The sequence below is a fragment of the Undibacterium sp. genome, assembly GCF_030683615.1.
Lineage (GTDB): Bacteria > Pseudomonadota > Gammaproteobacteria > Burkholderiales > Burkholderiaceae_D > Undibacterium > Undibacterium umbellatum.
Genome location: NZ_JAUXQE010000010.1, coordinates 1 through 11,941, shown reverse-complemented (window position 1 = coordinate 11,941; position 11,941 = coordinate 1). Strand labels below are relative to the sequence as shown.

Annotated in this window: 10 protein-coding genes; 5 read left to right on the top strand and 5 right to left on the bottom strand. The window is 53.3% G+C overall.

The genetic code is table 11. The features are described from left to right. The first annotated feature begins 21 nt into the window (after positions 1-21). The 4 genes from Q8K39_RS05730 (at position 22) to Q8K39_RS05715 (ending at position 6,559) form a co-directional block, all read left to right on the top strand. On the top strand, positions 22-1,866 hold the full coding sequence (locus Q8K39_RS05730) for an ATP-binding protein (protein WP_305258666.1): 1,845 nt from the start codon (positions 22-24) through the stop codon (positions 1,864-1,866). Between the two features lie 25 nt (positions 1,867-1,891). After that, entirely contained in the window at positions 1,892-3,463 is a 1,572-nt protein-coding gene (locus Q8K39_RS05725; protein ID WP_305258665.1) for an MFS transporter, read from the top strand. A gap of 126 nt (positions 3,464-3,589) precedes the next feature. Further along, positions 3,590-6,010 (top strand): WD40 repeat domain-containing protein, encoded by a 2,421-nt coding sequence (locus Q8K39_RS05720; RefSeq protein ID WP_305258664.1) that lies wholly within the window; start codon positions 3,590-3,592, stop codon positions 6,008-6,010. Positions 6,011-6,211: 201 nt separating this feature from the next. Then, entirely contained in the window at positions 6,212-6,559 is a 348-nt protein-coding gene (locus tag Q8K39_RS05715) for a DUF1304 domain-containing protein (protein WP_370868571.1), read from the top strand. A 1-nt stretch (position 6,560) separates the two neighbouring features. Here the strand turns inward: Q8K39_RS05715 and Q8K39_RS05710 are convergent, their stop codons facing one another. The 5 genes from Q8K39_RS05710 to Q8K39_RS05690 all read right to left on the bottom strand — a co-directional run bounded on the left by Q8K39_RS05710 (position 6,561) and on the right by Q8K39_RS05690 (position 10,916). Then, positions 6,561-7,457 (bottom strand): ion channel, encoded by an 897-nt coding sequence (locus tag Q8K39_RS05710; RefSeq protein ID WP_305258663.1) that lies wholly within the window; start codon positions 7,455-7,457, stop codon positions 6,561-6,563. A gap of 64 nt (positions 7,458-7,521) precedes the next feature. Next, a complete protein-coding gene (ybeY, locus tag Q8K39_RS05705; protein WP_305258662.1) occupies positions 7,522-8,028 on the bottom strand; it encodes an rRNA maturation RNase YbeY in 507 nt (168 codons plus the stop codon). Next, positions 8,012-9,127, bottom strand: a complete 1,116-nt coding sequence (locus Q8K39_RS05700; RefSeq protein ID WP_370868570.1) for a PhoH family protein — start codon at positions 9,125-9,127, stop codon at positions 8,012-8,014. Before Q8K39_RS05700 ends, ybeY begins: the two co-directional genes overlap by 17 nt. Then, positions 9,124-10,464, bottom strand: a complete 1,341-nt coding sequence (miaB, locus tag Q8K39_RS05695) for a tRNA (N6-isopentenyl adenosine(37)-C2)-methylthiotransferase MiaB (protein ID WP_305258660.1) — start codon at positions 10,462-10,464, stop codon at positions 9,124-9,126. The genes Q8K39_RS05700 and miaB overlap by 4 nt, the downstream gene beginning before the upstream one ends. Positions 10,465-10,526: 62 nt before the next feature. Next, on the bottom strand, positions 10,527-10,916 hold the full coding sequence (locus Q8K39_RS05690) for a hypothetical protein (protein WP_305258659.1): 390 nt from the start codon (positions 10,914-10,916) through the stop codon (positions 10,527-10,529). Between the two features lie 194 nt (positions 10,917-11,110). Here Q8K39_RS05690 and Q8K39_RS05685 point away from each other — a divergent pair, with 194 nt between their 5' ends. Then, positions 11,111-11,626 (top strand): flavin reductase family protein, encoded by a 516-nt coding sequence (locus Q8K39_RS05685; RefSeq protein ID WP_305258658.1) that lies wholly within the window; start codon positions 11,111-11,113, stop codon positions 11,624-11,626. Positions 11,627-11,941: the final 315 nt, after the last annotated feature.

Below are 11,941 nucleotides of genomic sequence, written 5' to 3'. Positions count from 1 at the left end.
GCTGAAGTAAGGCGTGTTGACATGTCTGCCAGACAAAAGATAAGTCAATACGCCCAGGCATCAAATACTTGGGATAGAGCAATCACGGATGATGAGTTGATGAAAAAAAGTGGCGACAAAGCCCAAACCCCTCCCATAGAAAATGCGGCCATCGCACTCAAGGTCATCGACCACCTGAGTGCCATGACCGGCTATTGGAATACCGATCTGATTTGCCAGTTTTCCAACAGCGCCTACTCGCACTGGTTTGGCAAATCCAAGGAGCAGATGCGCGGTATCTACATGCGAGATGCGCTGGGACCTATCTTTGAAAAAAACCTGGCCAATATACAAGCCGTCTTGCGCGGCGAATTACAAATTTTCGAACGCGAAGTCGTTATCCCTGATGGCAGCATACGCCATAGCCTGATGACTTACACACCCGACATCGTCGATGGCAAGGTTTGCGGTTTTTTTGTCCATGTGGCCGATGTCACGCCCTTGAAAAAAGTCGAATTCGAGCTGGCTGCCGCCAAGGAAGCCGCCGCTGTCGTGGCCGAACAAGAACTCACTACCCTCAAGCAAACCAACGCCACACTGGAACGCCTGGGTGCCATAGGCCAGGACATCACGGCCCATCTGGAAACCAGCGTGGTCTGCCGCAGCCTCTTCCGCCATGTGGCAGGTTTGCTGGAAACCAGCAGCTTCAGTGTCTTGCTGGTGGATGATAGCAGCCTCAGCCTGCATCCAGCCCTGCATATGGAGTCAGGACAGGAGCGCGAACACAACAACATCGAACTGAGCGACCCCATACACCCATATAGTATTTGCGTACGCGAACTCAGGGATATCTGCATGGATATCCCGCCGGACCATGTCAGCGATTTCAGCCAGGCTGCAAACACCTGCACCAATAGCACTACCCTGGCAGACCGTGATGATGTACATAGCCTCTTGTGCGCCCCCCTGCGCGTGGCAGAAAGTACGATAGGCGTGATGGCCCTACAGGCGCAGCGTGCGCAAGCCTATGGCGAACGCGAGCGTCTGATCTTCAAGACCCTGTGCGCCTATGGCGCGATTGCACTGGAAAACGCCTTTGCCTACCAACGCCTGCAAAACGCACAGGAACAACTGGTGGCGCAAGAAAAAATGGCGGCGCTTGGTTCTCTGGTCGCAGGAGTGGCGCATGAGCTCAACACGCCTATAGGCAACAGTGTACTCACCGCCTCAACCTTGAGTGAAAAAACTGCTGTCATGGCTGAACAACTCAAGAACCAGTCACTGCGCCGCTCTGACCTGGAAATTTTCATCAAACAGGTTCAGCAAGCCAGCAATCTTCTGGTTCATTCACTCGACAGCGCCGCCGACCTGGTCATGAGCTTCAAACAAATCGCCGTCGACAGAACCACCGCACAAAGGCGCGAATTTGATTTACGCAAGACCTGCCATGAGCTATGCGCCACCATCGTCAACCAGATCAACGCCCGCCAGCATCAACTGATCCTTGACATACCAGATGGCATCCTGCTTGACGGCTATCCCGGCCCTTTGGGCCAGGTCATCATGAACCTCATCAACAACGCCTTGCTGCATGGCTTTGAACATATATCAAGTGGAAAAATTATCATTTCAGCTATCGCCATAAACAAAGACAAGGTACAGATCCGGCTGGAAGACAACGGCTGCGGCATGAATGAACATGTGCTGGGACACATCTTTGATCCCTTTTTCACAACAAAAATGGGGCGCGGAGGGACTGGTTTGGGCCTGTCCATCAGTTATAACATCGTCACATCCATACTTGGGGGTAAGATAAAGGCGTATAGCCAACCAGGCATGGGCAGCAGTTTTACACTGGATTTACCACGCCATGCGCCTTTGCAATGATTTGGGACGAGAGCAAAACAACACTATGGCGACAGTCAACGCACAAGAACAGCGGAAGGTGATTTTTGGTTCTTCCCTGGGTACCGCTTTTGAATGGTACGACTTCTTTGTGTTTGGCACTCTGGCTGCCATCCTTGGCCCGCTGTTCTATTCAAAAGAGCTGGGTGAAACCGGCGCCTTCCTGGCAGGCCTGGCCACCTATGGTGCCGGCCTGGTCCTGCGCCCTTTTGGTTCGCTGATTTTTGGCCGCATGGGTGATGTGGTCGGCCGCAAGACGACCTTCATGATGACGATGACCTTGATGGGTGTTTCCACCGCCGGAGTAGGCTTGTTGCCGACTTATGAAACGGCAGGCATCCTGGCCCCCATCTTGCTGGTCATCCTGCGCTGTCTTCAGGGACTGGCGCTGGGAGGCGAATACGGCGGTGCCGCCACCTACGTGGCAGAACATGCCCTGCCGGGCAAGCGCGGCTATGCCACTGGCTGGATACAGATTTGTGCCAGCCTGGGTTTTTTCATGTCCCTGGTCGTGGTACTGGCTTGCCAGTCCATCATGGGTGAGGCTGCCTTCAAAAGCTGGGGCTGGCGCATCCCCTTCCTGATCTCGGTATTACTGTTTGGCGTCTCGCTTTATATACGTTCAAAACTCAATGAATCCCCGGTGTTTGCCGCTCTCAAAGCCAGCGGCAACTTGTCAACTGCCCCGGTGCGTGACAGCTTCACCAACTGGAGTAATATGAAATACGTCTTGCTTTCCCTGTTCGGCGCGGTCGCCGGGGTGGGCATAGTCTGGTACACCGGGCAATTCTATGCCCTGATCTTCCTGCAAAAATCCCTCAAGGTAGATTTTTCCACTGCCTATATCCTGATGTCGGTCGCGCTGGCACTGGCGATACCGTTTTATGTTGTGTTTGGCGCCCTGTCCGACAAATTTGGCCGCAAGCGCCTGATGATGCTGAGTTTTGTGCTGGCCAGCGTCAGCTACATCCCCTTGTTCCAGGCCCTCACCCATTTTGCCAACCCGGCGCTGGAACAGGCCATGGCCCGTACACCAGTCCGCATGCAATCGAATGAATGCAGTGTGCGCCTGTTCTCTGGCCCCGTCAGTGATTGCGATAAAGTGAAAGAATTCCTCAACACATCAGGCGTCGCACACAGCCTGCAAACCAGCAACCAGGCTGGTGTCACCACCAGCATAGGCTCAGCCAGCATTAATGGTTTTGACACCAGGGCCATCAAAGCCGCGCTGGAGCAAGCTGGCTATCCGGCCAAGGCTGATCCTGCCGCCATCAACAAGCCCATGGTCGTGTTGATCCTGTTCGTGCTGGTGTTTTATGTCTGCATGGCTTACGGCCCCATTGCCGCCTACCTGGTTGAGCTCTTCCCTACCCGCATACGCTACTCCAGCATCTCCCTGCCCTACCATATAGGCACGGGTTACTTCGGCGGCTTCATGCTGTATTTCGCCACCCTGATCGCCACCAGCACGGGCGATATCTATTCCGGCCTATATTACTCAATCGCCGTGGCGCTGATGTCTTTGCTGATAGGCGGATTGTTTTTACCCGAGACCAAAGACTGGGATATCAGCAGATAATTAGCTGCCGTTCTCGTCGCTGATACCCTGTGCAAACTTTGACCATTCTCCGCCAAGGATGGCCAATACTTGCATTACAATGACACTCCAGCAACTGCAACTATTCTTTAGCGCCCACCCGCCTCCATGCACCCCTGTCTTTTGATACTGACATTCTGGCTAGCGTATCCTGTGCTGGCACATGCCACTGAAGAGCCGTTTAACGGTGCTGCTGCACAGGCAACAGGCTCCGTCACCGTCATGGCCGCCAATCCTGGTCCTGCCTTTGCGCTGCCATTTGGAGCGGTAACTCCTTTACCTGGCGCGTTAGCCATTTCTGCCAATGGACGTGTTGCAGCACATATCAGCGCGGCGGGGCAAGTGCTGTTGTGGGATGCCAAAACTTTGATCACACTGGCTACGCTGGAACCTGATGCGCCGGTTGTCCCCCCTGATACGGCAGAGACTGAAGTTGTCGTCGCTGCCAGCAACAAGCACCCCACTGCGCTGGCGCTCAGTGCTGACGGTGATTTGCTAGCGATAGGCTATGCGGATGCGCGCGTAGAAGTCAGATCAAGCGTTGATCTGCGCTTGCTGCGAGACTTGAAAGGGCATACGGCAACAGTAACAGCCCTGAGATTTTCTGCCAATGACAAGCAACTGGCCAGTGGCAGCCAGGATGCCACTACTCAGTTGTGGGAAATTGCCAGCGGACGAAGTCTGCACATCTTTGATTCGCTCAATGACGGCGAGGGTAACCACGGGCGCGTGATTGACGTCAGCTTTAGTGGCGATGGTCGCAGCCTCATTGTCAATGAATGGTATAGCCGTTTTTATGACGTTGGCCGTGGCAGCAGCCTATGGGATCTTGCTACTGGTCTGGAAATTGGCAACCGGTCTTCCGTGCCGCCAAATGTCGACAACGCCATGCGTACCGGCCACGCCCTCGGTGGAAAGGGCTGGTTATTGGCCTACACTGGTACCAATGGTTTGCTGGTCGAGCGCCTGGATAGTTGCCAGCCAGCCCGGCAAATGCCTGCCGGTGCTTATGCCGATACCGTAGCTGCTGATACTCGAGGCCGCTGGGTGGTCGCAGCAGACGAACAGAGTTTGCATTTTTTTGCCGTAAACGGCAGCCAGCAAGAATATTCCGTGGCGTTGCCCGCCAAAGCGATGGCAATGCAGGTTGCAGAGGATGGCCGCAGTATTTTTGCACTGCTACTGACGACCAGCCAGAGTAACGGCAACGAAAATTTCATCTTTGGTCGGGACGCAGGAGCTGTGACAACAGCCAGCCTGTACCGTCTGGCAGTGCCTCCTGCCTTGCTCGACTTGCCACCGTTGCAAGTGAGCACGCAAGCCAGACTTTGCCCTGCCAGCGAGGCGGCACGCAGGATGCAGGATTTCAAGCTACCTGCCCGGGCGCGGCAATTGCCTTTGCATGCCAGTTTGCCGCCAGGTAAACAAACGCAAACAGATCCCCAACATGCAAACAACCTGGCTGACAGTAGCAATCATCAGGTCGCCCCTGTAAAAGAACTGTATTTTGGCCGGGACGACAAACTTTATGCTCTCTTTTATGCAAACTCTGATTTAAAAAAAGGTGTCGCAGTGTGGCAAGTGCAAACCGGGCGCTTGCTGAGGGCGCGTTTTGACACGGACATCGGCGAGTCCACCATGCGCGTACCTGAAGGATGGCTAAGCGAGTCAGGTAATATCACAGACATATTGACGGGCAAGCTTGTTTATCAATATAAACCGGACGATACTTTCAGCCATACCGCGGCAGACCAGGATACCGGCGAGGTTTTCCGGTCTGTAGGTGGTGTTATTCAGCACTATAGCGCCAGAGGGCAGCGTATGCCGGATATCAAAGCCAGCGCCCTGGTCCGCCGCAATGAGGCGACAGCAGATGTGACGACTGAGAACACAGTCCCCGCCATCACCGCCCGTAATGGCAGGCTGGCTGCCTTGTATGCTGATGGCTCAGTGCAGGTATGGCGGATGAAAAAATCGCAGTGGCAGTTGAAGTCAGTACGCTACCCTGCTGTCTTGAAAAATGTAGATATGGATGCCGGGCGCATCAAACTGTCTGCAGATGGCCGCCACTTGCAAGTAGAATTTGAAAATGCCAGTGGTGATGGTCCTACGCACTACATCAGCTTTACACTGGGTTCGCACAAAAAAATCATCCATGATGTTTTATTGTCCCCTCTATCGGCCCGCGCCAACAGTGCGGCGGTGGCCGACACCCGTGGTCACCGTCTGGCAGTGATCGATTTTACGCAGGCAAAAACCATCGCCCGTCTGCCACGGCAAGCCAGTATTGACGACAATAATGCTTACCAAAAACCAATCGCCGCTATCAGTGAAGATGGCCGCTTGCTAGCTAGTGCATCCTATGATGGCTTGCTACGTGTCTGGAATGTGGACAATCATCAATTAATAGGCGAGGCGCATGCAGGCAAGCCTGTTTCCGCGCTTGCCTTTGCGTCTCATGGGAAACAAGTTGCAGCCGGGTTGGTTGACGGCCGATTGCTGGTGTGGCGCATTCCAGCCCAAAAGTGATGTCATCTGCCTGAAAAAGCTGCTTGCCACCTCCGACAAAATGACTTTTGTTGTGGTTTGAGTGGCAGGCAAGCGGCTGGCAAATTTGAGCTGGCGTGCCAGACCCGCCAGTTATGGCAGTTTCAACACTGTTTAAAAGCGGGAGGATCAACTATGATCAATACAGTCATAAAAATCTAACCAGGAGAAACCGTGTACCTCATCGCCAACGTACTGACCGGCATCGTCGCCGCCCTGCATATCTATTTCCTGGTACTGGAAATGTTCTTGTGGGACAAACCCATGGGTTTGCGCACCTTTCGCAATACACCAGAAAAAGCAGAGACCACCAAGGTACTGGCAGCCAACCAGGGTTTATACAATGGTTTTTTGGCGGCTGGCCTGATCTGGGGTTTGCTCATGGGTGGACCCGAAGGCTTTCATGTGAAGATTTTCTTCCTCACCTGCGTCATCATTGCCGGTGCCTATGGTGCCTATTCAGTCAGCCGCCGCATCTTGTACATACAGGCAGCTCCGGCTTTGCTGGCTTTAGTGTTGTTGCATTTTTAAATCAGTTTTCCGGCGCGTCGACGATCTCTTCTGAATCATGGAAGCGGGTGTAGTGGATGTGCTGGACACTGTTTGCATCGCGGTTGCTTTCAAACACATCCACATAGCGATGGTTCCAGTGGATCTGGCTGCAAGGGTAATAGTGGCGAGCCCTTTGCGGCTGGTTGGTGGTGTCATCCACCCCTTCTATACTTAGTATCAGCGAAGCATTCAACTTGTGCAGCCCATCTGCGTCAAGGCCAAACAGCGGGCTGCTCTCATCAATGACGTGGATGACAGTCCAGCCCAGAATAAAGATGGGATGCTGCTCGCGCTCCAGCTTCATATCCGTGATTTTACGAAAACTGCCCATGGTGGCGGTGCTTTCATCACGCATCAGTCGCAGTTTGGCCGTCGCCTCGCTGATGATATTCATGCGTGAATTTGCCAGGCGTGTCAACAACACCCGTTTGCCATCCATAACGTGGCTGACGGGGTGTTCAGCGAAAATAATACTGGAACGCGGACGCGAGAAACGCGCAAACATGACGCCGGTAATCAGTGCCACACAGGCCATGCCAACAAAAATCTCCAGCGTGGCGATGGCATGCCCATACACGGTTTGCGGATGCATGTCACCATAACCAACCGTCGCCAGTGTTTCCACACTAAAGAAAAACGCGCCCAGAAAGTTACTCGGATACAGATTGCCAATGGGATTGTCGCCTAGCATGAACAGCGCGGCAAAGCACAAATTCAAGACCAGGAACACCACACCTACGCCTGCGAAAAACACAGGCCAGCTGGAAGTCATCGCATAGTAATAAATGTCTTGCCAGAAGTGGGTATGTAAACCATGGGCAACGACAGAGCGGCCACCCATGCTAATGCGGCGGCCATGTGATTTATCTTGGGTCATGTTGGGGGCTTTCTGATGGAATCCCCTGCCCCTGCAAGGGGAAGGAACTTAAAACGAAACAAGCTTACTGATATGGATTCTCCAAGCCCATCCCTGCCAGTATCTCTATCTCCAGCGCCTCCATCTCTTCAGCCTCATCTTCCTCTTCATGATCATAACCCTGGGCATGCAGGACGCCGTGGACGATCAGATGTTGGGCATGTTCGAGTACGGTTTTCTTTTGCTCCGCAGCTTCCTTCTCCAGAACATCAGTGCAAAGGATAATGTCAGCCTGGGTCACCTCGGCATCTTCATCCTCGGTATAGGCAAAGGTCAGCACATTGGTGGCGTAGTCCTTGCCGCGATAGTCATGGTTGAGCACCCTGCCTTCTTCAGCATCAACAAAACGCAAGGTGATTTCTGCCGGAAAAAACAGCGCCGCCTGCACGGTCTTGCGTATCAGCGGGCGAGTCAGAATATCTTGCAGGCGCTTGTCGGCATATTGCACCGACAATGTCAGTTTATGCTTGGTGACAGCCTTGGATTCAGCTTTAGATTCAGCTTTCGATGCAGTTTTACTTTTTGCGACCATGATGGGCAGAGCTTAAGGGGGTTGCGGGTTTCAGCAAGCCGATGGCGGCGCTGTTGGCGGTGGCGCTGGCATTGGCACTTTCATAGGCATCGACGATGCGGGCCACCAGCGGGTGACGTACCACGTCCACGCTGCCAAAATGGGTAAAGGCGATACCTCGTACACCATCAAGCACCTGGCAGGCATCGATGAGGCCGCTCTTCACGTTGCGCTGCAAGTCTACCTGGGTAGGGTCACCGGTAATCACGGCCTTGCTGCCAAAGCCTATGCGCGTCAAAAACATCTTCATCTGTTCCGGCGTGGTGTTTTGCGCTTCATCGAGGATGACAAAAGCATGGTTCAAAGTGCGGCCACGCATGTATGCCAGTGGCGCAATCTCGATGACCTGCTTTTCAAACATCTTTTGCGTGCGGTCAAAGCCCAGCAGATCATACAGCGCGTCATACAAGGGTCGCAGATAAGGGTCTACCTTTTGCGCCAGATCACCTGGCAAGAAGCCCAGTCGCTCACCCGCTTCCACTGCCGGGCGGGTCAGCACGATGCGCTTGACGGCATCACGTTCCAGCGCATCGACGGCGCAAGCCACCGCCAAGTACGTCTTACCAGTACCGGCCGGGCCTATGCCAAAGCTGATATCGTGTTCAAGTATGGCCTTGATGTATTGATTCTGATGCGGCGTGCGCCCGCGCAAATCGCTGCGGCGGGTTTTCAGTATCGGGCTTTCTATGTCCTCATCTTCCGGCAGCGGTGCGTCCACATCCACTGCATCCGCCGGGATATCGTCCTCATCATCGTCCTTACCAGCCTTGCCTTTTTTCAGGCTCTTGCTGGCACGTTGCTCTACCAGTGCCAGTTGCACTTCATCGATGGTGATGATTTTTTTTGCCAGACCATAGAAATGCTCAAGTATCTCTATCGCTTTTTCGGCATTGTGGCCGCTGACGATAAATTTTTCACCACGGCGAAAGATCGTCACATCCAGTGCCGATGATATCTGCCGTAAGTTCTCGTCCAATGGCCCGCACAGATGTGCCAGGCGGGTATTGTCCAGTGGTTGAGGGATGAAGTGCGCTACCGGCACGGGTGTTTTTGCCATTATGCTGTCACAGCCTCTTCGACTAATTCGCCGCGTAAGGAATAATTAAAGGATTCGGTAATGCGGGTATTCACCAGCGTACCGACCAGGTCTTTGGAACCCGCGAAATTGACGACGCGGTTATTCTCGGTACGGCCTTGCAATTCATTCGGGTCTTTGACCGACGGGCCTTCTACCAGAATACGTTGCACCGTCCCTATCATGGCATTGCTGTATTTCTTGGTGTTGGCATCAATCACAGACTGCAAATGCTGCAGGCGGCGCAACTTCAACTCTGCCGGGGTATCGTCAGCCAGATTCGCTGCTGGCGTGCCAGGGCGCGGGCTAAAAATAAAGCTGAAGCTGTTATCAAAACCGATGTCATTGATAAGCTTCATCAGCGCATCAAAATCTTCGTCCGTCTCACCAGGGAAGCCGACGATAAAATCAGACGACACTGAAATATCCGGGCGCACCAGCCGCAAGCGGCGCAAGACGGATTTGTATTCGATGGCGGTGTAGCCGCGCTTCATCGCCGACAAGATGCGGTCGGAACCATGCTGTGCAGGCAGGTACAAATGATTGACCAGCTTGGGCACCTTGGCATAACAGTCTATCAGGCGCTGGGTAAATTCTTTGGGGTGGCTGGTGACAAAGCGTATGCGCTCTATCTGCGGGAACTCGGCAATGTATTCGATCAACAGCGCAAAGTCGGCAATCTCGCCATCTTCCATGATGCCACGGTAGGCATTCACGTTTTGCCCCAGCAGGGAAATCTCTTTGACACCTTGTTCAGCCAGGCCTGCTACTTCTGCCAGCACATCATCAAAAGGGCGCGAGACTTCTTCACCACGGGTATAAGGCACAACGCAATAACTGCAATACTTACTGCAACCTTCCATGATGGACACATAGGCACTCGCACCCTCAACGCGGGCCGGTGGCATATGGTCAAACTTTTCGATTTCAGGGAAGCTGATATCGACCTGTGAGCGACCAGAAGTACGGCGTGCATCTATCATCTGCGGCAGACGGTGCAGAGTTTGCGGGCCAAACACCACGTCCACATAAGGGGCACGTTTGATGATGGCATCACCTTCTTGCGAGGCCACACAACCACCAACACCAATCAGCAGCTCAGGTTTTTTACGCTTGAGTTCACGCAGACGGCCCAGGTCTGAAAACACTTTCTCGGATGCCTTTTCGCGCACGCTGCAGGTGTTGAGCAAGATGACATCGGCATCGTCGGGATTATCGGTTTTCACCATGCCGTCGTTGGCATTGAGGATATCTGCCATCTTGTCCGAGTCGTACTCGTTCATCTGGCAACCGAAGGTTTTAATAAATACTTTTTTTTGCATAATTTTTTACTTACAGTAGAGGTAGCTGCACAGCGCAAGGCAGACTTACCCCTGGGCACAACTTAAAAATTCTTGTTCTTGAAAATCTGTGGTTTCCATTCCTGCACCGGAGGCAAAGTCAGCTTGCGCTCAGCCTCGTTCAAGACCCAGATTTTGGTGACATCACCAAAATTATCTTCTACATAATTGATGATGATGTAATTACCAGTCATTTGCGAAGGTGAAACAAACAGGTTTGCATCATCAAATATACGCAAACCAGGGGCCGTATTGACCGCTTTTCCATTAATCAGCACGTCTGGATAGCCCGACATATTCAAAACCCCGCGCTTGGTATTTTCGGGGAAATTGCGCACATCCGGTATTTGCGCAAAAGCTGGCAAACTTGCTGTTGTCAGCACAGCCAGCATGAAGAACAGTATTCCACGGCGTAAAGCCAGCAGCATAGGCATACCTCAGCACCTCTTTGGTGAATTAAATTCAAGGAAATCAACTACTTAGGCCAAAATACGGCAAACTGGCAAGCCAGCAAGTTTAACACAGTCAGCGCCACACTTCCTATTGCAGGATAGCAGGCAAACATGTCGCAAGAATCCAGGAAGCCTGAAAATCTGGGATAATGGCAAAAAAAGAATGATGGAACCCCATGCACACCCGCTCACCCCGCTCTGAAAAGCGTGAATTTGATACCCGCCACTTCCGGGATGCCCTGTCGCAATTTGCCACTGGCGTCACCGTCATCACCACCCGGCTGGCAGATGGTCAGTTTTTGGGCCTGACGGCTTCCTCCTTCAATTCTGTTTCACTCGACCCGCCCCTGATACTCTGGAGCCTGGGCACGATCGCCAACAGCCTGCCTGTATTCACTGGCAACTCACACTACGTTGTTAATATATTATCGAGTGAGCAAGCCTGGCTGGCCGAGCAATTTGCCAGCCGCAAGACCGACCGCTTTGCCGGCGTTGAATACACCCTGTCGCGCACTGGTCACCCTATCCTGACAGGTGCCTCGGCCTGGTTTGAATGCCATAACCGCAGCCGCTACCCTGAAGGCGACCATGTCATCTTTGTCGGTGAAGTTGAGCATTGTGAGTTCACCAAACAGGCGCCACTGGTGTTCCATTCTGGCCAGTTTTTGCGCCCTCCCATCGATATCAAATAAGCTCTGCATGAGTATCCCTTTTTCTGCCGACCTGGTCGGCTATCTCGCTGCCTGCCTGACTAGGGCGTGTTGACATACCTTTTAGGCAAAGCGTTCTCACCATATCGCGGGCTGGCAAGGCGTGCGGTGCAGTCAGGGCTGGTGCCCCTGACAAGACGCGCAACGCAGTCCAGCGTGCGATATGGTGGGAACCCGGAGGGAATGGGCCAGAAACCTCGCCTGGCGTTGTTGTGCGTCGCTCACTTGGCTCGCCAAGCAGCGCTCCGCACACCTAGCCAGACAAGGTTTCTCACCCATTCGCTTGCCTAAAAGATA

Coding starts and splice junctions, on each gene's coding strand:
- miaB (WP_305258660.1), bottom strand. CDS start 10,464: ATGCAAAAAAAAGTATTTATTAAAACCTTCGGTTGCCAGATGAACGAG.
- Q8K39_RS05730 (WP_305258666.1), top strand. CDS start 22: ATGTCTGCCAGACAAAAGATAAGTCAATACGCCCAGGCATCAAATACT.
- Q8K39_RS05720 (WP_305258664.1), top strand. CDS start 3,590: ATGCACCCCTGTCTTTTGATACTGACATTCTGGCTAGCGTATCCTGTG.
- Q8K39_RS05690 (WP_305258659.1), bottom strand. CDS start 10,916: ATGCCTATGCTGCTGGCTTTACGCCGTGGAATACTGTTCTTCATGCTG.
- Q8K39_RS05710 (WP_305258663.1), bottom strand. CDS start 7,457: ATGACCCAAGATAAATCACATGGCCGCCGCATTAGCATGGGTGGCCGC.
- ybeY (WP_305258662.1), bottom strand. CDS start 8,028: ATGGTCGCAAAAAGTAAAACTGCATCGAAAGCTGAATCTAAAGCTGAA.
- Q8K39_RS05685 (WP_305258658.1), top strand. CDS start 11,111: ATGCACACCCGCTCACCCCGCTCTGAAAAGCGTGAATTTGATACCCGC.
- Q8K39_RS05725 (WP_305258665.1), top strand. CDS start 1,892: ATGGCGACAGTCAACGCACAAGAACAGCGGAAGGTGATTTTTGGTTCT.